The sequence below is a fragment of the Janthinobacterium sp. SUN176 genome (genome assembly GCF_030587335.1).
GTDB classification, from domain to species: Bacteria; Pseudomonadota; Gammaproteobacteria; order Burkholderiales; family Burkholderiaceae_D; genus Janthinobacterium; species Janthinobacterium kumbetense.
The window spans coordinates 224,301-244,021 of record NZ_JAPWIA010000001.1 but is presented as its reverse complement, the minus strand read 5'-3'; the positions used below and the strand labels follow the sequence as shown (position 1 = coordinate 244,021).

The window sequence follows — 19,721 nt, the reverse complement described above, 5'->3', positions numbered from 1 at the left end:
GGGGAATGCTGTTGATCCGAATCGGCTTGCCTGCCTCGTCCGCGCGCGCCTTCTGCTGCCGCACGCGGGGGAAAGAAGTCATGGGGGCACAAAGGAAGAGGCCTTGGGCCGGCACGCGCCAACGCGGTGCGTGCCCCAGGGCAGCGGTCGCCGCATGCCGGGCGTGAACCGATGGATGGGCAGCGTGGCCGGGGCGGGTGCGCCACGGGCGCGCCATCGCTGCTGCCACCGCTGCTGTTGCTTACATTGCAGCATTTTTGTTGCATCACCTTGCAAAACAAGTCCTTGCCTGCACGCAGGACAATCCTGACACCAGGCCTGTTTTCATACCCGCGCATATTACTCCCGGCCCTGTAGCGACGGGGCCGGCACGTTTGAAATAACGCAGTTAATTGCGATTATCTTGACCTGTAATAATTTAAATGGCGGACACGCCCTTGAAAATCGATATAGAATAATTGCCAGTCAAATGGCGCAATGCCATCCGCCCGACATTCGTCATCGCGGAACTTAACCGGATTATTCCCATGCGCTTAAAACAGGCCGATTCCCGCATATTCCGCAAGCACAGCGGACAGGCTGGCGCCACCCTGGTCGAATTGGCCCTGATAACACCGGTCTTTCTCATGCTGATAATCGGCATCATTGAATTGAGCATGGCTTATTTTGCCAATATGACCATGCAGCACGCGGTGCGCGAAGGGGCGCGCTATGCCGTCACGGGGGCCAAGGATCTCGACCCCGACAGCGCCAACCAGCAGCGCTACCACGCCGTCATGCAAAAAATACGCGACAGCTCCATGGGCATGTATGACAAGGTCAGCCCCGTGATCTCCGTCAACGGCAGCGATGCGGTGGGCGCCGCCATGTTCGGCCAGGCCGGCGATATCGTCGTCATTTCCGTCGATTGCCGCTGGGCGTTTGCCACGCCTATGATCCGTGCCCTGTTCCGCGACGGCCAGGCGCATTTCGTCGTGGCGGCCACCATGCGCAATGAAAGCTTTGGCGGCCTGTGATGCGCGCGCCAACCCTCCGTTTTCCGCGCCGCGCCGCGCGTGGCATCGCCGCCGTGGAATTTGCCATCGTGCTGCCGCTGCTGGCGCTGCTGCTATTCATGCTGGTTGACCTGTCGCGCGCCATCCAGGCCAAGACCATCCTGCTCAATATCAGCCGCGAAGGCGCCAACCTGTCCGCGCGCGCCACGTCCGACCTGAGCGGCTCGAGCCAGGGCATCATGAATGCGCTGGCCGCCAGCACGCCGCCGCTGGACATGCACGGGCGCGGCATGATCTACATCACCAAGATCATGGGCTACACGGCGCAGAGCGGCTTGCGCAATATCGTGCTGGAACAGTACCGCTGGGACGCCGGCGCAAAGGCCAGCGGCTACCTGCCCGCCAGCCAGGTGTGGCAATGCGGCAGCTGGCGCGATGGCACGTGCACCGGCATCGCCAAGGACGAATACGCCCCCACGGTGTCATTGATGCAGAGCCAGCTGGCCGATGGCGAACTGATTTACGCCGTGGAAACTTTCTACAATTTCGACATGCTGTTCGGCACATTGAAATTTGGCAACAGCACGACGCCCGTGCTGGCGCCCAACCTGACTTCGATGACGGTATTCTGATGCGCATTCCACACCAGCGGCAAGGCGGGCAAGTACTGGTCATGGTGGCGCTGTCGGCCGTCGTCCTGATCGCCTCCGTGGGCCTGGCCATCGATTCGGCCCTCGGCTACTTCGTCAAGGCCAAGCTCAACGCGGCCGTCGACGCGGCCAGCCTGGCGGCGGCGCGCGGCGTCACTGCGGGCAACTCGGAAGAAGAACAGCGGACCAGGGCGCGCCAGTCGGCAAGGGATTTTTTTGACGTCAATTATCCGGACCACTTCCTGCTGTCGACGCCGACCCTCCATCCCGTCGACGTCACGTTCGACAAGGGCACCGTCACCATCGACGTCTCGGCCAGCGCCTCGCTGCCCGTCTCGCTGATGGGCGTCCTCGGCTTCAAGACCCTGGAGGTGGCCGCCAGCGCGCAAACCATCCGCAAGGACCTGGACATGGTGCTGGTGATGGATACGTCGCGTTCGCTGGAACACAATGCGGACGCCGTGCGGGCGGCGGGCAAGTCCTTCCTGAACAAGTTCAACGCCACGGTCGACCGGGTCGGCTTGCTGCACTTCGCTTCGGAAGCGCAAATCGACGTCCCGATCAGGCAGACCGACCGCGGTTTCGACCGCGGCGGCATGACCATGAAAGGTGGAAAGATCGATCAATTCGCCTTCGTCGGCGGCACCAACTCGTCCGCCGGCATGTTCCAGGCGCGCAAGCAGCTGAACGATATCGCGCAGGTCGACCGCTCCAGCCTGCGCGTCATCGTGTTTTTCTCCGACGGTTCGCCGGCGGCGTTTTCCTCGTACTTCCCCAACAAGGACAACAAATGCAAGGACGCAGGCGGCCTCGCCACCTTTCCGAAACTGCAAAACCCGGCATTGGCGGGCCTGTACAGGATGAAAGTGAGCGACTCGCTCCAATACGGCGATTGCGCCGCCAGCCAGATCACCGCGCTTCCCGCATGGTACAACGCGACGAATGACGCGGCGCTGCGCGAGTTTCCCATCGTCACCAACTCGCCCCGCGTCGTGACCGCATCCACCGCTACGGCGCAGGCGCAATGGACGAATGTACACCGCGCCTCGCGCAACCTGGTCGAAGCGATGGCGGCCAAGGCGCGCCAGGAAGGCATTTTCGTCTTTACCCTGGGCATGGGCGCGTCGCTGAAAACCAAGGAAGGGCCGGACAACGAGCTGGGCGAAGACTTGCTGCGCTGCCTGGCCAATACCACCGATGCGAAAGCGGCTTGCCGCAAGCCGGCCGAACCCGTGGGCCTGTATTGCTATGCCGCCAGCGACAGCGACCTGAGTCCCTGCTTCACCCGGCTCGCCTCGGCCATTTTGCGCCTGTCCAAATAAGCGCCTAACCCTGCCACTGCCCCGCCACGACAAAACCCAGGGTCATGGCCACCACCATCGCCGCGCCGGTGGGCGTGGGCGGCGTGGGCGACGGCAAGTCGAACCAGCGGCACACGGCCCCCACCAGCAATCCCAGTACCGATCCTGCCAGCATGACATTCATGGCGCCTCCCCTTGCGTTTCACGGCGCTGCAAATACAGGCCCGTGAGCCAGTAGCCGCAACTGGTCAGGAACACCAGCAGCGCGGCGCCCAGCACGGGCGGCGCCGGCACGGGGATGTGCGCCAGCTGGCAGACGAATCCCACGACAAAGGCCAGCAGCAGGCCCAGGATGACTTTCTTGTAGCGCATGGCTCTGTCCTCTACTAGAAAGCGAAGCAGCTGCAACCCAGCGTGCCCCAGAAGCCGGAAAAATCGCTGATCGGCACGGCCGACTTGCGCGCCCGGTCGTGGGCATGGGCGTGCACGCCGCAGGCGCCCGCGCACTGGTGCGGCATGGCCGCCTGCGCCGGCCTGGCCACGGGCCGGTAATGGCCCGGCACCGCGCGCACGGGCGACCACTCGGGCAGCACGGGAATCGGGGGCGGCGCCAGGGTCGTGAATTCCGCCTGGCCGTAGACGACCTTGCCGCCGACGATGGTGAGCACGGATTCGATGGACTTGATCGCCTCTTCCGGCACCGCGAAATAATCGGCCGACAGCACGGACAGGTCGGCCAGCATGCCCTCGCGGATGCGCCCCTTCTTGCCTTGCTCGCTGGAAAACCAGGCGCTGCCCGCCGTCCACAGTTCCAGCGCCGTGTCGCGCGACAGGCGCCCCGCCGCATCCGTCAGGGCCAGGCCGCCCACGGTGCGCCCCGACACGAGCCAGTACAGCGCCGTCCACGGGTTGTAGCTGGCCACGCGCGTGGCGTCCGTGCCGCCGCCCACGGGCACGCCCGCGTCCAGCATGCGCTGCACGGGCGGCGTGGCCTTCGCCGCCTCGGCGCCATAGCGCTCGACGAAGTACTCGCCCTGGAAAGCCATGCGGTGCTGGATGGCCAGGCCGCCGCCGAGCGCCTTGACCCGGTCGATATTTTTCGGGCTGATGGTTTCCGCGTGGTCGAACAGCCAGTGCAAGCCGCCGAACGGCGTGTCGCGGTTGACCTTTTCGAATACGTCGAGCATGCGGCCGATCGATTCGTCATAGGTGGCGTGCAGGCGGAACGGCCAGCGCTGCTCGACCAGGTGGCGCACCACCTTTTCCAGCTCGTCTTCCATGCCGGCCGCCAGCTCCGGGCGCGGCTCGAGGAAATCCTCGAAGTCGGCGGCGGAAAACACCAGCATCTCTCCGGCGCCGTTGTGACGATAAAAGTCCGTGCCGTCGCCGGGCTTGACCATGCCCGTCCACTTCTGGAAGTCCTGCAATTCGGCGCCCTTGTTCTGCGTAAACAGGTTGTAGGCGATGCGGATGGTCAGCTGCTCTTTTTGCGCCAGCTCGTCGACGACGGCGTAATCCTCGGGATAGTTCTGGAAGCCGCCGCCCGCGTCGATGGCGCTGGTGATGCCCAAACGGTTCAATTCGCGCATGAACTGGCGCGTGGAATTGACCTGCAATTCGCGCGGCAGGGTCGGGCCTTTCGCCAGGGTCGCATATAAAATCATGGCGTTCGGACGGGCGATCAGCAAGCCGGTCGGGTTGCCGGCCGCGTCGCGCACGATTTCGCCGCCGGGCGGGTTCGGCGTGTTCTTGTCGTAGCCGACGGCGCGCAGGGCGGCGCGGTTCAGCAGGGCGCGGTCGTACAGGTGCAGGATGAAGACGGGCGTGTCGGGCGCGGCCGCGTTGATTTCATCGAGGGTCGGCATGCGCTTTTCCGCGAACTGGAATTCCGTCCAGCCGCCCACCACGCGCACCCATTGCGGGTTCGGCGTACGCAGCGCCTGTTCCTTGAGCATGCGCAAGGCGTCGGCCAGCGAAGGCACGCCTTCCCAGCGCAATTCCAGGTTGTAGTTCAAGCCGCCGCGGATCAGGTGCAAATGCGAGTCGTTCAGGCCGGGAATGACGGTGCGGCCAGCCAGGTCGATCACCTGCGTGGCGGGGCCGCGATGACGCATCACGTCCTCGACGTCGCCCACGGCGAGAAATTTGCCATCGGCGATGGCGACGGCGGACGCCAGCGGCTGCGCCCTGTCGACCGTGTGGAAACGGCCATTGAGCAAGATCGTGTGTGCATGCATGGGAACTCCCGATTCAGATGAAGGATACGCCCCCGCCGGCGGGCGGCGGTGGCGCGATATCAATAAAATCTCAATGGCCTTCGCTGGCATTGAACATGGATTTGGCGTAGATCAAGCCCAGGCCATAGCCGCCGCCGTGCGCCACGGCCGTCGCCACCGTCTCGTTGTAGGTCTCGCCGCGGGCCCAGTCGCGCTGCAGTTCCAGCAAGTATTGCACGGACGTCATCGGCTGCGCGCCCGCCTGTATCATGCGCTGCATGGCCATCGCATGCGCTTCGTCGGAGACGTCGCCGCTGGCGTCGGCGATCACGTACACGTCAAAACCCTGCTCCAGCGCCGACAGCGCGGGGCCGACGATGCACACGGACGTCCACAGGCCGGCCAGCACGATCTTGCCCTTGCCGTAGCCATTCACCTTGTCGGCGATGCGCGCATCTTCCCAGGTATTCATGCTGGTGCGGTCGATGGGCGCCTGTTCCGGGAAGACGGACTGGATTTCGTCAAAAATAGGGCCGGAGAACGATTTGGCCGCCACCGTCGTCAGGATCGTCGGCACCTTGAATTCCGCGGCCGCCTTGGCGACCAGGGCCGCATTGTTGCGCAGCAAGGCCAGGTCGATGGAGCGCGTGGCGAACGCCATCTGCGACTGGTGGTCGATCATGATCAGGGTATGGTCGTTCGGGGTCAGCAGTTTTTGGGCGGCTTGGGCGGTAGCGATAGGCATGATGTTTTCCTCAGTGAAAATAATTGAATATCAAAGTAGTGGTATCCGGCCCGCACAATCTTGCGCTTTCCTTCTTGCGCTGCCATGTTGCGTGTCAGTGACAGGCAGTATGCACGCACAAAAAGGAAAACAAAAACGGAAAGAATGCCAAGCTATATTCGATTTTTTCGATGATATAAAATAAGCGCACCGCAACCAATCGCACGGAGGAAAACATGGGATTTGAATTCAGGATCGCGGCCAGCCTGACGGCCGGCCAGCGCCAGCACATCGAACAACTGCTGGCGGCGCTGCCGCAGGCGGCCGACGGCATGCCCGGCACGGACGCCAGGCTGACTGAGGCCGGCCTGTATGTATGCCAGTACCTGCGCCCGGAACCGTGGCACGGCCTGGACGCCGTGCGCGCCTGGCTCGATGCGCAGGGCATGGACTACGCCGTTGCGGAGGTCGACGACTGACGCTACAGGCCGCCTTCCAGCATCACCCGCCAGCTACGGTAGGTGCCCGTATCGACCGTGCGCAGCGCGCTGCCCCCGCCATCCGCGTACAGGCTGCGCGTGCGGTCCGCCTGCCGCAGCAGGTTGGCGCCCGACACGCGCAGGCGCAGCGTGCCGCTGACCTTCCACAGCGCATACATATCGAGTTCGCGCCGGGCGCCTTGCCAGGCCAGCAGCTGGCCTGACTCGCGCGACGGCCCTCCCGCCTGGTAATGCAGGTTGCCGCCCACGGTCAGCGGCCGGCTGGCCAGCTGGTAGTCCGCCCCCAGGTTGGCGCTCCACGGCAGCTGGCCATCGAGGCGGTTGTACGGGCCGGGAACGGCATCCACCGCCGACCAGTTGCGCGCCAGATTCACCCGCAGGTCCAGCGCGGGGGCACGGGGGAACAGCACCGCCAGCGGCAGCTTCGCTTCCAGTTCGATGCCGCGCACCTGCGCCCTGCCATTGTTGGCGGGCGTGGCCACCCAGCGCCCGTTGTCCTGGTACAGCCGGTCCAGCATCACGTCGCGGATGCGGCGCCAGGTGGCGCTGGCACTGAGCATGGCGCCCTCGCCCAGATAGTATTCATAGGCCGCGTCCAGGCCCCACGCCAGTTCCGGGCGCAGCGCGGGATTGCCCTGGTTGTCGGGATTCGTGGGGCTATTGCCGTTGTCGACCGCATACGGGCGCGGGATCAGCTGGAAAATCTGCGGCGCCTTGTACGTGCGCGTGACGGCCAGGCGCACCTGGTCCTTGCCGGCGAACTTCCACAGGCTTTGCAGCACGGGACTCCATACCTGCGCGCGCACGTCGACAGGGTCCGCGCCACCGGTGGCGCTGGCCGTGCGCCAGGTTTCCCAGCGCAGGCCCAGGTACAGCGACCAGCGCGCGGAGACATCCCACTCATCCTGCGCGAACAGGGCCAGGCGCCGCACCGTGACCGCGTAGTCCGCGTCCGGCAGGACGGGCGGCCCGCCCGGCTCCAGCTGGCGCTCGCGGCGATACTCCGCGCGCCGCCGGCGGCCCCCATCCCAGCCCGCCGCCAGCGCGTGCCCTTCGCCCAGCGTCCGGCGGTAGGTGCCGCTGGCCTGCACGCCCACATCGTCCACGCCCGCATCGACCAGGCGCACATTCGCCGGCCCAGGCAGAGCGCCCACGCCCCGGAACAGGTAATCGCTGCCACGGTGGTTGATATCGACACCCAGTTTCACATCGAGGCTGGCGCCAGCTTCCAGCTTGCGCAGCCAACGCAGGTCGCTGCGCACGGTGCTGCTGTCCTGGTCGAAGGCGGCGTCGTTGTCCGGATAGCCGGTGTGGCCGCCCAGGTAAGCCGCTTCCACCACATGGCGGCGGCTGGCCAGGCGACGCACATTGAGCAGGCTTTGCCAGGCCAGGCTGTCTTCGCCCGCCAGCGCCCATTGCAGGCGGGGCGCCAGCTCGAACGTGTCGCTGGTCACGCGCTCGGTCAGCGGCATGCGGCGCACCACGGTGGGCGTGCCGCCGGCCGCATATTCGCGGCTCCATTCATCGAGCAACCCGCGGCGCCCCGTGTGGCCAAGCGTGCCGGCCAGCGCGTACGACAGGCGCCCGTCCTGGCTAGACCATTGCACGGTGGCGCTGCCGGCGGGCATGCCGTTGCTGGCCGAGCCGCCCAGCTTGTAGGTGCGCTCGCGCCGCTTGGCTGATTTCTTCAGCACGATATTGATGGAGCCGGCGATCGCCTGGGCGGAAAATTCCGCCGTGGCGGCGCGCATGATTTCCACGCGCTCGACCAGTTCCGGGTCCAGCGCGTCCAGCGAAAAACCGGCCGGCACGGGGTCGCCGTCGAGCATGACGAGGGTGTAGCCCTGTCCCAGCCCCCGCAGCTGGAGCTGCCCGCCCTGCCCCGTGCCGGGCGGCGCACCGATGGTAATGCCGGGCAGGCGCTTCAAGGCATCGGACAGGACGCGGTCGCCCTGGCGTATCAGCTCATCGTGGCCGACAACGATGCCGGCGACGGTATCGTTGCGGCGCTGCTCCAGCTTGCCCGCATTGACCGTCACGGAAGGAACGGTGTCTTCGGCACGGACGTGCGCCGTCAACGGCAGCGCGAGGCTGCACAGGAAAATACTCAATCGCATGGGAATTCCAGAAAGGTGACGGTTACCGGATAGTGCTTGCCGGATGAATGGTTGCCGGGCCAGGCGCGCCGCGCCCGCCCGGCCTGCAGTCAAAAACAGGCGTCAGCGGCCGAACTGCTGCTTGCGCATGCGCAGGGCCCGCGCGCTGGCGTTGGCGTCGAGGCCCGCGAGCCACTGCTGCGGATCCTGCAGGCGCCCGCTGCGGGTGACCTGGAAATGCAGGTGCGGCCCCGTCGCCAGGCCCGTCGCGCCCACCGTGCCGATGGACTGCCCCGCCGTGACGGCCATGCCGGTAGTGAGCGTGACCCGGTCGAGATGGGCATACAGCGATTCGACGCCGCCGCCATGGTCGATGCGCACGGCCTTGCCGAGGCGCGCATCCTCGCTGACGCTGGCGATGCCGTCGGCCGCCGCATGCACGGGCGTGCCCCGCCTGGCGCCCAGATCGATGCCGCCATGGCCTTGCGGCGTGATCTCGCGCACCACGCCAAAGAAGCCCGTCACGCGCATGATATCCAGGGGATTGCGCCAGGCGGTGGGCGCCGGGGCTGGCGCGGCGGGCATGGCTGCAGGCGCGGCAGCCACCGTCCACGCCAGTGCCGGCTGCAGCGCCAGGCTGGCCGCGCCGATAGCGCACAACAGCAGCACCGTCAGCAGCCGCAAGGCGGGAGGCAGCCGCTCCTGCCCGTCGCGCATGCGCAGCAGGCGCTCGGCCATGCCGCCGCCGCCAAACGCCAGTCCCGGCAACGGCTGGGCCTGCAAGCCCAGCTGCTTCACCAGCGCCGCCGCATATTGCTGGCGCTGGCGCGCGGGGAGGCCGGCCAGGACCTGGCGGTCGCAACCAAGCTCCTGCGCCCAGGCCAGCTTGCCGGCCAGCCAGCGCGCGGCCGGATGAAACCACAGCAACGCCTGCAGCATGGTGGCCAGCAGCAATAGCATGGGATCGCGGCGGCGTGCATGGGTCAGCTCATGGGCGATCACCATCTGCTGCTGTTCCGGCGTAAATTGCGCCAGGTGCGCCGGCAGCAGCAAACGCGGCCGCCACACGCCCACCAGCATCGGCGAGATCGGCGCATCCACTTCCAGCACATCCGTGCCATGCAGGCGGCGCCGCTGCGCCAGCCGCAGCAAAGTGCGCAACGTGGCGCGGCCGCGCTGCCAGCGCCAGGCCGTGCAAGCGACGCCCAGCAGATAGACGAGGCCCCAGGCAGCCGGCACCAGGGACAGCCAGGAAGCGCCGGATGGCAGCCCGGCCGCTGGCGCATCCACGGCCAGCGGCACGCCGGACGCTGCGCTGGCCAGGGAAACGGGCACGCTCAGCTCGGGCACCACGCTCAGTTGCCGCGCGTCAGGCAGCAACGGCAGCACGAATGCGGCAGCCAGCACCAGCTGGGCGCCCAGCCACACGCTGCGCTGGGCCGCCAGCGCGGGCCAGCGCCGTTGCGCCAGGTACAGCAAGCCTTGCAGCAGCCAGCCGCTCAGCAGGCAGGCGGCCGTCGCCTGCAGCAAGGTCAGGGGAAACAAGCTCATCGCTTACTCCTTGCCGTCCAGAGGCCAGTCGTGCAGCAACTGCTCCAGCGCCGCCAGCTCCTGCTGGTCCACCAGCTTGCTGCCTGTAAACATACTGACCGGCAAGGGGCTGTCGATTTCCATCACGCGGCGGCCGAAGTCATGGGCGAACGCGGCCAGGGTGGCCACCTTGTCCGCGTTGGCTTCATACACGAGCACGCCATGCACGCTGCGCTGCAGCAACATGCCCTTGTCCAGCATGCGCTCCACGGTCTTGCGCGTGGACGAAAACGACCAGCCCAGCTCCTCTTCCACGCGGGCGTGCAATTCACGCGCGGACAGCGGCTGCTCTTTCCACAGGGCTTTCAGTAACGATAGTTCGGTGACGGAGGGCGTGCTCATGGCGATTCCTTCTAGTGACTGTTGACACAATTATGCGACAACAGTCACACGCACGCAAGCGCTATTTGCGACACCTGTCGCATGCACTGGCGCCCTAGAACTCGTCCCACGCATCGTCCGCCGGACGCTGTTTCCTGGTCGAAAATTGCGGCGCACGGGGCGCGGCCTTCTTGGCGGGCAGGCGGGCGGCGGCGCGCGCCGCCTTGAGCGGCACGGGGCGGCGCGCGTCGGGCCGGGACGCCAGCGCCGGCGTGGCGGCCGCCTGCGCCGTCTTGAACACGGCCACGGCGTCGGCCAGGCGGGCCGCCTGCTCCTGCATGGCTTCGGCCGCCGCGGCCGCCTCTTCCACCAGCGCAGCGTTTTGCTGCGTCACCTGGTCCATCTGGCCGATGGCCCGGTTGACTTGCTCAATGCCGTAGCGCTGCTCGTCGCTGGCGGCCGAGATATGCCCGACGATGCTGCTGACCTTGTGCACGCTGTCGACGATCTCGTGCATCGTGCGGCCCGCCTCGTCGACCAGGCGCGCGCCGCTCTCCACCTGTGCCACGGAATCGTTGATGAGGGCCTTGATTTCCCTGGCGGCACTGGCCGAACGTTGTGCCAGATTGCGCACTTCCGTGGCGACGACGGCAAAGCCGCGCCCCTGCTCGCCCGCCCGGGCCGCTTCCACGGCCGCGTTCAAGGCCAGGATATTCGTCTGGAAGGCGATGCCGTCGATCACGCCGATGATGTCGACGATCTTGCGCGAGGAATCGTTGATCGAACCCATGGTGTCGACCACTTGCGCCACCACCGCGCCGCCCTTGCCCGCCACGGACTCGGCCGACGCGGCCAGGCCATTGGCTTCGTGGGCGTTCTGCGCATTCTGCTGGACCGTGCCCGTCAGTTCTTCCATCGACGACGCCGTCTCTTCCAGCGAACTGGCTTGCTGTTCCGTGCGCGCCGACAGGTCGAGGTTGCCCGAAGCGATCTGGCGCGAGGCCGTGGCGATGGTTTGCGTGCCGCTGCGCACCTCGGTGACGATACGCAGCAGGCTGGCCGTCATGTCCTGCAAGGCCTGCATCAGCTCGCCCGTCTCATCCTTCGAAGCCACCGCCACCGGCACCGTCAAGTCGCCCTGCGCCACCTGCCTGGCCACCTCGATGGCCGAACGCAGGGGCCGGCTGATATTTCTGGCCAGCCACATGGCAATCATGCCGGCCAGCAACACGGCCACCGCGCCGCCGCCCAGCAAGACCCAGCGCGTCTGCGCCTGCAAGCCCGCCAGCGCCTGCGAACGCTGCGCCAGCAGCGCCGTTTCCGCGTCGCCCACTTCCTTCAGCAACGCGCGCATGGCGTCCATGCCCTGCTTGCCCCGACCCTCTTTTTCCAGCGCCAGCACGGGCTCGATGGGGGCCGTGCCCTGCGCCACGGCGCGCCGCAGCGCGATCACGGGGTCGAGCGCGCCGGCCAGCCAGGCTTGCTGGGCGGCATCGAGTTTCGCCAGGCGTTGCTGCTGGACAGGATTGTCGCTGGTCAAGGCGCGCGTCTTGTCGAGGTGGCTGCGAAACGAAGTCTTGCCCACGGTGTAGGGTTCCAGCGACGCCTCCGCGCCCGTGATCACGTAGCCGCGCTGCCCCGTTTCCATATTGATCAGGCTTTCCAGGATGGCATCATTTTCACCGAGCACCTGGTAGGTGTGGGTATTGATGGCGTTGGCGTCGGCCAGTTTCGAGAAATTCAAGGTGGCTACCGCGACCAGGACGGCCAGCAGCAAGACAATGGCGCCGAAGCCGCCGTACAGGCGGGTGGCGATGCGAAGGTCGGCAATGCGCATGGTATTCCTCCAGGAACAAGAACCCCGGCAGCGCGGCGATCCCCCCGCGCAAGGGGTGCAGGCGGGAATTCTACCCAGATTTACGCCAGGGCAGCGCGCCCTTGCCGCATTTTTCTTTACTTGCGGCATTGCAAACCTGAAACAAAACAGGCGCGTTTTTGCCATGCTGTTATACTTCGCGTGTGCGGCACATATGACCAGTCCCCTTGCCGCTGTCTTTCGACCCCTAATCTGATTGCCTGCGACTGGCGCCCCACGATGGCGACAGGCCGATCTCACAATAAAGTTACCATGTCCTTTTCCTCCCTCGGATTGTCCGACGCTATCGTACGTGCCGTTACCGAACACGGCTACACCGTGCCGACCCCGATCCAGTCGCAGGCGATTCCCGCCGTGCTGGCTGGCGGCGACTTGCTGGCCGGCGCACAAACCGGTACCGGCAAGACGGCCGGCTTCACCCTGCCCGTGCTGCACCGCCTGTCGACCGACGCCAATGGCGCGGCCATCACCAGCAACACCTCGACGCGCCCGATCCGCGCCCTGATCCTGGCACCGACGCGCGAACTCGCCGCGCAGGTCGAGGAAAGCGTGCGCGCCTACAGCAAGTACACGAAATTGAACTCGGCCGTGATCTTCGGCGGCGTCGGCATCAACCCGCAGATCAAGCAACTGAAACATGGCGTCGACATCCTCGTCGCCACGCCGGGCCGCTTGCTGGACCACATGGGCCAGGGCACCGTCGACCTGTCGAAAGTGGAAATCCTGATCCTGGACGAAGCCGACCGCATGCTGGACATGGGTTTCATCCGCGACATCAAGAAAGTGCTGGCCGTGCTGCCGCCAAAACGCCAGAACCTGCTGTTCTCGGCCACGTTCTCGGAAGAGATCAAGGCCCTGGCCGACGGCTTGCTGAACAAGCCGGCCATGATCGAAGTGGCGCGCCGCAATTCGACCGTGGAAGTGATCAAGCAAAAGATCCATCCCGTCGACCGCGACAAGAAGCACCCGATGCTGTCCTACCTGATCAAGTCGAACAACTGGACGCAAGTGCTGGTATTTACGCGCACCAAGCATGGCGCGAATAAACTGGTCGAGCAGCTGGGCGTGGACGGCATCGGCGCCCTGGCCATCCACGGCAACAAGAGCCAGTCGGCACGCACGCGCGCGCTGTCCGAGTTCAAGGATGGCACCCTGCAAGTGCTGGTCGCCACCGACATCGCCGCGCGCGGTATCGATATCGACCAGTTGCCGCACGTCGTCAACTACGACTTGCCGAACATTCCGGAAGACTATGTGCACCGTATCGGCCGCACGGGCCGTGCCGGCGCCAAGGGCGAAGCCGTGTCGCTGGTTTGCGTGGATGAGCACGAAATGTTGAAAGACATCGAAAAGCTGATCAAGCAAACCCTGCCGCGCGAAGTCATCGAAGGCTTCGAGCCGGACCTGAACGCCCGCGCCCAGCCTGTGCAATTGCGCAGCGGCACCGGCGGTCACCGCAACAACAGCCGCGCGCCAGCGGGCGCCGTGGTGCGCGTGAAAACGGGCGGCAGCGGCGCCAAGCCACGCAGCGCCGGCCCATCGGGCGGCGGTGGCGGCGGCAACCGTTCGGGCAATGCGCCGCGTTCGGCGGCGAACCATCGCTCCGGCGGCCGCGGCCGCTAAAACGCGGCCTTAAAGCTACTGCGCGGGGCGCTATGGCGTTTGCGTTGCTCGCCGTACTCTTGTACGGCTGCGCGACTCGACGCAATATCACTCCCGCTCGCTACGCTTTCAGGCCCCGTTTACCTGTATTAAAAATACAATAAAACCGTTCCAGGACTTGCTCCTGGGACGGTTTTTTTATGCACGCCACCATTTGCCGATTTGGGCTAGGATAGTGCCCATCATCCTCACCTGCGTGCTGCCATGCCGAACTTCGCTGCCAACCTCAGCATGATGTTTACCGAACTGCCCTTCCTGGACCGCTTTGCCGCCGCCAGGGAAGCGGGCTTCGATGCCGTCGAATTTCTTTTCCCCTATGCCGTCGAGGCGCGGCAGATCGCCATGCGGCTGGAACGCCACCAGCTGCATCTGGCCCTCTTCAACTTCCCGCCCGGCGACTGGGAACACGGCGAGCGGGGCATCGCCTGCGATCCGCGCCGCGGCGAGGAATTTCGCGGCAACGTGCAACTGGCGCTCAATTACGCGCTGGCGCTGGGGGCGAAGCAGTTGCACTGCATGGCCGGCATCGTGCCGCCCGGCATGAGCCTGGAGCGGGCGCGGCAAAGCCTGATTGCCAACCTGCAATATGCGGCCGACGCCTGCCGTCCGCATGGCATCAACGTGCTGATCGAGCCGATCAACCGCTACGACATGCCCGGTTACTTCCTGAACCATAGCCAGCAGGCGGCCGACATCATCGCCGACTGCCAGCGCGGCAATGTCTTCCTGCAATACGACATTTATCACATGCAGCGCATGGAGGGGGAACTGAGCAACACCATCCGCGCCCTGCTGCCCCTGATCCGCCACATCCAGATCGCCGACACGCCGGGCCGCCACGAACCGGGCACGGGCGAGATCAACTACCGCCATCTGTTCAAACTGCTGGACCAGGTCGGCTACGCAGGCTGGGTCGGCTGCGAATACCGCCCCGCCAGCGATACCGTCGCGGGACTGGGCTGGCGCGAGCAATTGACGGGCACAGCGGGCACGCTGGGCGCCTGATCGCAGCGCGCTTGCGCCCGCACAAGGCGGCCGGCGCAAGCCGGCACGACAATACCTTTCCATACAGTATTTCCTGTCGAGAGGTGCCGTGTCCACCCTGCCCGCCCGCCATCGCCGCGCCCTTTGCCTGAAGCTGTGCCTGAGCCTCTTCCTGACTGCCGTGCTGTGCGGCTGCGCCACCGCGCGCCCCGAGCTGGCGCAAGTGCGCGCCCTGGCGGCCGGCGCCGATGCCTTGACCGCCTTCAACGAACTGGCGCAGCGCCACGTGGACACTTACCAGCGCGCCCGCCCCTATCTGTCGCCGACCGAAGACGCGCGCGAACGCCTGCTCGATGCGCAGCGCCGCGCCGCGCAGGCGGACGTGGCGCGCCTGGCGCAAGCCGTGCGCCTGTACCTGCAGGCGCTGGGCCGGCTGGCCGATGCCGATGCGTATGACGTGCGGCCCGAACTGGCCGGCGCCGGCGCCGCCATCCGCGCCTGGCCGGGCAGCGGCATCGACGACCGCCATGTCAGCGCCTACACCTTGTTGCTGCAGCAACTATCGCGCCTGGGCGGCGCGGCCAGCCAGCAGGCGCACCTGGCGCAAGTACTGCACGAGGGCGATGCGCCGCTGCAAGCCCTGCTGGCCGCGCTCGACAGCTTGCTGGCGCTGTACGACAAGAGCGGCGACAACGAGCGCGACATGGTGCTCGGCTTGCTCGACGTGGAAATCGCGTATGCGGACACGCCGCAGCAGCGCCTGCTGGCCGTGCTGGCGAAAAACATGCAGCAAAGCAAGACCGAGGAATATCGCCTGGCTGGCCTGCGCCATACCCTGGCACGCCGGCAACTGGCGGCACTGGGGCGTGAACACGCCCAGCTCGCCGCCGCCCTCACCACCACGGAGGCAAGATGGACGGATCGGTAGGCAGCGAACGCCGCGAAGCGGCTCTCAGCAGCGCCATGCGCGTCGAGCAATTGGCCGACAGCCTGTCGCAGGCGGCCGTCACCTTGCACGGCGCCGTCATGCGCGCCATCCGCAAGCGCGCCAGCCAGGGGGGAAACGGCATCAGCCTGAGCCAGGCGCAAGCCGTCTTCGCCCTGGAAGTGGCCTTGCGCCAGCAAGCCAACCAGCTGTATGCCGATGCGGCCGGGCACACGGTGGCGGGCCTGGAAACGGCGCAGCGCCAGCTCAGCGGCCTGCTCGACACGGTGCGCTTGCGCATCGCCCGCAACGACGACGTGCGGCACTGGATCAGCCTGGCGACGAGCTTGTTGCACCTGGGCAGCGCCGTTCTCGCCGGCAATCCCGAGCGCATCCTCGGCGCCCTGGGCAAGGTGCGTGAGCGGCTGCAAGAGATGGCGCCGGACTGATTGAAATCGGCTGGCAAGCGCCTATACTGGGACGTCCCCGCCTGGCAATCGTGCCTGCGGGACGATGACCAGAGGAGACCAACATGCGTATCGAACCGTATTTGCAATTCGATGGAAACTGCGCGCAAGCGCTGGAATATTACCGCCAGCACCTGCATGGCAGCGACCTGTGCCTGATGCCGTATCGGGGCTCGCCAGCCCAGGAACAAGTCAAGGAAGACTGGTACGACAAGATCATGCACGGCTCCGTGCAACTGGGGCCGACCATGCTGATGGGCTCGGACGGCGGCTGCGACGAGGGCGCCAAGGGCATGAGCGGCAGCGCGATTTGCCTGACCGTCGACACGCCGGAGGAGGCGGAACGGGCCTTCGACGCGCTGGCGCGCGACGGCACCATCCAGATGCCCCTGGCGGAAACATTCTGGGCCAAGCGCTTCGGCATGCTGAAAGACCAGTTCGGCGTCGCCTGGATGATCAACTGCCTGAAAGAACCAGCATAGAACGGCCGCTGCCAGCCTGCGCCGCGTCAAACGCGGCGCGGGTGGTAGCGCAAGCAGAGTCGCCCATCCTGGACTACCATATAGGACAGACTCTTAACGGGTGATGGCCATGAATGGATTGCCGCAAGACCAGCTGCAGCGCCTGCAGGGCGTGCTGGAGCAACGCAAGCTGGCGTTGCTGGAACAGATCGAGAATGAAGCGGCCGAAGCGGACGCGCGCGCCTCGCTGCTCAATGAAATCGAAGCCTCGCCGGCCGACAACGCCAGCGTGCGCACCTTGAATGCCCTCGTCAGCGAAGCGGCCGAACACAACGTGGCGCAGCTGGCCATCATCAAGCACGCGCTGGCCAAGTTTGCCGACGGCAGCTACGGCCTGTGCGACAACTGCGGCGAAGCCATCGGCCTGTCGCGCCTGAATGCGCGTCCCGAAGCGCGCCTGTGCATCGATTGCCAGACGCGGCTGGAAAAAGCCCAGCGCTAGGCCGGGCAGCGGCGCCGCATGTCACCAGCCGTTGCTGCATGACAAAGGGCAAGGCATCGCTGCCCTGCCCCCTGCTTTCCTTCCTTGCTGCTGCCTTGCGTCCCCCGCCAGCTTCTGTGCGCCGGCTGGGTGGACGGGTCTCCTCTACTGCCATTGCCCTGCTTCAAGTATCCGGCTGCATGCCGGATCAACTCATGTGCTGCCCGCCATTGATGGCGATATTCGCGCCCGTGACGAAGGCCGCCTCGTCGGACGCCAGGTAAGCGACCAGGGCCGCCACCTCGTCCGGCTCGCCCAGGCGGCCCAGGGGAATCTGCGGCAGGATCTTCGTTTCCAGGATATCGGCCGGCACGGCCGTCACCATCTGCGTGCGCAGGTAGCCGGGCGAGACCGTGTTGACGGTGATGCCGTGGCGTGCCACTTCCAGCGCCAGCGCCTTGCTGAAGCCGTGCACGCCCGCCTTGGCGGCCGCATAGTTGCACTGGCCAAACGCGCCCTTCTGGCCATTGACGGACGAGATATTGATGATGCGGCCCCAGCGGTTGGCCAGCATCGGTTCGAGCACTTGCTTGCTCATGTTGAACAGGCTGTCGAGATTGGTGCGCATGACCTCGGCCCAGTGCGGCAATTCCATCTTGCGCATGCTCTGGTCGCGCGTGATGCCGGCGTTGTTGACCAGCACGTCGATCCGACCGAACTTTGCCAGCACGCTTGCCACGGCCTCGCTGCAGGCATCGAAATCGCTCACGTCGACGGCCAGCGGGTGGAAATAATACTGCTGCGCCTGTTGCTCGTCGAGCCAGCTGCCCACCCGCGCATTGCCCGGCGTATGCGCCGCCACGACGGCAAAGCCCGCCCCATGCAAGCGCCGGCACAAGGCCGTGCCCAGGCCGCCCATGCCGCCCGTGACCAGTGCTACCTTTTGTTCCTTCATTGCTGTCTCTCCCCGCTTGTTATGGTTGTTCTGCGTGGGATCAAGTGTAGGTGGCACTTTTGAAGCGGGCATTGCGCCAGATCAAAGGCTGAGCCTGCGTATTGCAGCGTCCGTCTGCGCTGCATCCATGCAGAGACAATTATCAAAATTATACTCCTCAAAGAGGTGATGGCACCTCGACAGGCAGGTCGTGCAAACCTTGCTTGACGGTAAGACTCACAGGGAGAACGCGATGGAAATCCAGGACGACACAGAAGCATTGAGGGACTTGTTCAACGATATCAATCCCGGCATGAGCGACGTGGAATCCGTGCATCAGGCGGAGCTCGATCCACAGCATGCGCTGGCCCTGATGGCCAATCCGAAAGCGGCGCTGAAAGCCATGGGCATCCCCGTCAGCGATGCCTCGCAAGTACAGGTGACGATGAAGAACCGCGCCAGCCGCGCCATGCCGGAGGTGGCGCAAAAGACGGCGCAATTGCGGCGCGTCGTCGTCATCGTGATTCATTACCGCAACTGCGACGCCGACATCATCATCATCGCCATGAGCTGAGGCAACAAGCACCGGCCGCAGTCGTGCGCGGCCGGCACCCGGGACTGTGCCAGAATGGCCACTACTGCACAGCGAGAGGACAGGCCATGACATACAAGACCGTATTGCTCCACGTCGACGACAGCGCCGGGCGCGCCGCCCGCATCGACGCGGCGGCCAGCATCGCCCAGGCGTGCGGCGGCCACCTGACGGGCGTGGCGCTGACGGGCGTGTCGCGCCTGCTGTACCAGAACCAGCCCGACCTCGATGCGGACCCGAACCTGAGCTTGCACCTCAATTTTCTGCGCGAGCGGGCGACGCGCGCCCTCGACGGTTTCGAGGCGCAGGTGCGCGCCGCCGGCGTCGCTTCGTTCGAGCAGCGCGTGCTCGACGACGAGGCGGCGGGCGGCATCAGCCTGCTGGCCCGCTATGCGGACCTGGTTGTCATCAGTCAATACAATGCCAGCGATAAATCGCCGTCCGTGATGCGCGACTTTCCCGCCTATGTGCTGCTGCATTCGGGCCGTCCCGTGCTGATCGTGCCGTATGCGCCGCCGCTGCCCCGGCTGGCGCCGCCGGCGGCCGCGCGCAATGTGCTCATATCCTGGAACGCCAGCAAGGAAGCGAGCCGCGCCGTGAGCGCCGCCCTGCCCCTGCTGCAGCGCGCCGGACAAGTCCACGTGGCCATCTTCGACGCCCAGGTACATGCCGCCGAGCACGGCGAACAGCCGGGCGCGGAACTGACGCACTACCTGGCGCGCCACGGCGTGGAAGCGCGGCTGCATTTGCTCGACGGCGGAGGCGTGCGGCGCGGCGATATCGGCGAAGCGCTGCTGTCGCAGGCGGCCGACCTGTCGGCCGACTTGCTGGTGATGGGGGCATATGGCCATTCGCGCCTGCGCGAAACCATCCTGGGCGGCGTCACGCGCACGATCTTGCAAAGCATGACGATCCCCGTGCTGATGGCGCACTAGGCGGGCGGACT

21 protein-coding genes are annotated in these 19,721 nt (G+C 65.9%); 12 read left to right on the top strand and 9 right to left on the bottom strand.

What is annotated here, in order from left to right; translation table 11 throughout:
- The first annotated feature begins 527 nt into the window (after window positions 1-527).
- From O3299_RS01215 to O3299_RS01205, 3 genes are read left to right on the top strand one after another with little or no spacing between them, the layout of a single operon-like run.
- Window positions 528-1,016 carry a TadE/TadG family type IV pilus assembly protein gene (locus tag O3299_RS01215; protein WP_305061320.1) on the top strand — a complete coding sequence of 163 codons (489 nt, stop codon included), beginning with the start codon at window positions 528-530 and terminating at the stop codon, window positions 1,014-1,016.
- Window positions 1,016-1,627 (top strand): TadE/TadG family type IV pilus assembly protein, encoded by a 612-nt coding sequence (locus tag O3299_RS01210; RefSeq protein ID WP_305061319.1) that lies wholly within the window; start codon window positions 1,016-1,018, stop codon window positions 1,625-1,627. Before O3299_RS01215 ends, O3299_RS01210 begins: the two co-directional genes overlap by 1 nt.
- Complete coding sequence (locus O3299_RS01205; RefSeq protein WP_305061318.1) at window positions 1,627-2,967, top strand: vWA domain-containing protein; 1,341 nt, start codon at window positions 1,627-1,629, stop codon at window positions 2,965-2,967. The genes O3299_RS01210 and O3299_RS01205 overlap by 1 nt, the downstream gene beginning before the upstream one ends.
- Window positions 2,968-2,971: 4 nt before the next feature.
- On the opposite strand, the gene O3299_RS01200 is transcribed toward O3299_RS01205, so the two are convergent.
- The 4 genes from O3299_RS01200 to O3299_RS01185 all read right to left on the bottom strand — a co-directional run bounded on the left by O3299_RS01200 (window position 2,972) and on the right by O3299_RS01185 (window position 5,907).
- A complete protein-coding gene (locus O3299_RS01200) occupies window positions 2,972-3,130 on the bottom strand; it encodes a XapX domain-containing protein (protein WP_077401676.1) in 159 nt (52 codons plus the stop codon).
- Window positions 3,127-3,318, bottom strand: a complete 192-nt coding sequence (locus tag O3299_RS01195; RefSeq protein ID WP_099664848.1) for a DUF1427 family protein — start codon at window positions 3,316-3,318, stop codon at window positions 3,127-3,129. Before O3299_RS01195 ends, O3299_RS01200 begins: the two co-directional genes overlap by 4 nt.
- Before the next feature lie 14 nt (window positions 3,319-3,332).
- Window positions 3,333-5,183 carry an amidohydrolase gene (locus O3299_RS01190; protein ID WP_305053467.1) on the bottom strand — a complete coding sequence of 617 codons (1,851 nt, stop codon included), beginning with the start codon at window positions 5,181-5,183 and terminating at the stop codon, window positions 3,333-3,335.
- Window positions 5,184-5,253: 70 nt separating this feature from the next.
- Complete coding sequence (locus O3299_RS01185) at window positions 5,254-5,907, bottom strand: hydrolase (RefSeq protein WP_251350751.1); 654 nt, start codon at window positions 5,905-5,907, stop codon at window positions 5,254-5,256.
- 215 nt (window positions 5,908-6,122) lie between these two features.
- Here O3299_RS01185 and O3299_RS01180 point away from each other — a divergent pair, with 215 nt between their 5' ends.
- Entirely contained in the window at window positions 6,123-6,365 is a 243-nt protein-coding gene (locus tag O3299_RS01180) for a hypothetical protein (RefSeq protein WP_305061317.1), read from the top strand.
- A gap of 2 nt (window positions 6,366-6,367) precedes the next feature.
- Here the strand turns inward: O3299_RS01180 and O3299_RS01175 are convergent, their stop codons facing one another.
- From O3299_RS01175 to O3299_RS01160, 4 genes are all read right to left on the bottom strand, one after another.
- Window positions 6,368-8,503, bottom strand: a complete 2,136-nt coding sequence (locus O3299_RS01175; protein ID WP_305061316.1) for a TonB-dependent siderophore receptor — start codon at window positions 8,501-8,503, stop codon at window positions 6,368-6,370.
- A 102-nt stretch (window positions 8,504-8,605) separates the two neighbouring features.
- Window positions 8,606-10,033 carry a M23/M56 family metallopeptidase gene (locus tag O3299_RS01170; RefSeq protein WP_305061315.1) on the bottom strand — a complete coding sequence of 476 codons (1,428 nt, stop codon included), beginning with the start codon at window positions 10,031-10,033 and terminating at the stop codon, window positions 8,606-8,608.
- A gap of 3 nt (window positions 10,034-10,036) precedes the next feature.
- The gene (locus tag O3299_RS01165; RefSeq protein ID WP_251350755.1) at window positions 10,037-10,414 is read right to left on the bottom strand and encodes a BlaI/MecI/CopY family transcriptional regulator; all 378 of its coding nucleotides are present in this window, start codon (window positions 10,412-10,414) and stop codon (window positions 10,037-10,039) included.
- A 94-nt stretch (window positions 10,415-10,508) separates the two neighbouring features.
- A complete protein-coding gene (locus O3299_RS01160; RefSeq protein WP_305061314.1) occupies window positions 10,509-12,230 on the bottom strand; it encodes a methyl-accepting chemotaxis protein in 1,722 nt (573 codons plus the stop codon).
- Between the two features lie 291 nt (window positions 12,231-12,521).
- Here O3299_RS01160 and O3299_RS01155 point away from each other — a divergent pair, with 291 nt between their 5' ends.
- The 6 genes from O3299_RS01155 (at window position 12,522) to O3299_RS01130 (ending at window position 17,270) form a co-directional block, all read left to right on the top strand.
- Window positions 12,522-13,892: a DEAD/DEAH box helicase gene (locus tag O3299_RS01155; protein ID WP_305061313.1), complete on the top strand. Its 1,371-nt coding sequence runs from the start codon at window positions 12,522-12,524 to the stop codon at window positions 13,890-13,892.
- A 243-nt stretch (window positions 13,893-14,135) separates the two neighbouring features.
- On the top strand, window positions 14,136-14,936 hold the full coding sequence (otnI, locus tag O3299_RS01150; protein ID WP_251350756.1) for a 2-oxo-tetronate isomerase: 801 nt from the start codon (window positions 14,136-14,138) through the stop codon (window positions 14,934-14,936).
- 88 nt (window positions 14,937-15,024) lie between these two features.
- On the top strand, window positions 15,025-15,843 hold the full coding sequence (locus O3299_RS01145) for a hypothetical protein (protein WP_305053472.1): 819 nt from the start codon (window positions 15,025-15,027) through the stop codon (window positions 15,841-15,843).
- Complete coding sequence (locus O3299_RS01140) at window positions 15,828-16,289, top strand: hypothetical protein (protein ID WP_099664860.1); 462 nt, start codon at window positions 15,828-15,830, stop codon at window positions 16,287-16,289. The genes O3299_RS01145 and O3299_RS01140 overlap by 16 nt, the downstream gene beginning before the upstream one ends.
- An 83-nt stretch (window positions 16,290-16,372) precedes the next feature.
- The gene (locus O3299_RS01135) at window positions 16,373-16,789 is read left to right on the top strand and encodes a VOC family protein (RefSeq protein WP_289899228.1); all 417 of its coding nucleotides are present in this window, start codon (window positions 16,373-16,375) and stop codon (window positions 16,787-16,789) included.
- Window positions 16,790-16,898: 109 nt separating this feature from the next.
- Complete coding sequence (locus tag O3299_RS01130; RefSeq protein ID WP_251350759.1) at window positions 16,899-17,270, top strand: TraR/DksA family transcriptional regulator; 372 nt, start codon at window positions 16,899-16,901, stop codon at window positions 17,268-17,270.
- A gap of 187 nt (window positions 17,271-17,457) precedes the next feature.
- Here the strand turns inward: O3299_RS01130 and phbB are convergent, their stop codons facing one another.
- Window positions 17,458-18,204 (bottom strand): acetoacetyl-CoA reductase, encoded by a 747-nt coding sequence (gene phbB / locus O3299_RS01125; protein ID WP_289899229.1) that lies wholly within the window; start codon window positions 18,202-18,204, stop codon window positions 17,458-17,460.
- A 232-nt stretch (window positions 18,205-18,436) separates the two neighbouring features.
- Here phbB and O3299_RS01120 point away from each other — a divergent pair, with 232 nt between their 5' ends.
- Together O3299_RS01120 and O3299_RS01115 are read left to right on the top strand one after the other, a co-directional pair.
- On the top strand, window positions 18,437-18,757 hold the full coding sequence (locus tag O3299_RS01120; protein ID WP_305061312.1) for a hypothetical protein: 321 nt from the start codon (window positions 18,437-18,439) through the stop codon (window positions 18,755-18,757).
- A gap of 86 nt (window positions 18,758-18,843) precedes the next feature.
- Window positions 18,844-19,710, top strand: coding sequence for a universal stress protein (locus O3299_RS01115; RefSeq protein WP_305061311.1), 867 nt, complete (start codon window positions 18,844-18,846; stop codon window positions 19,708-19,710).
- Window positions 19,711-19,721 lie beyond the last annotated feature (11 nt).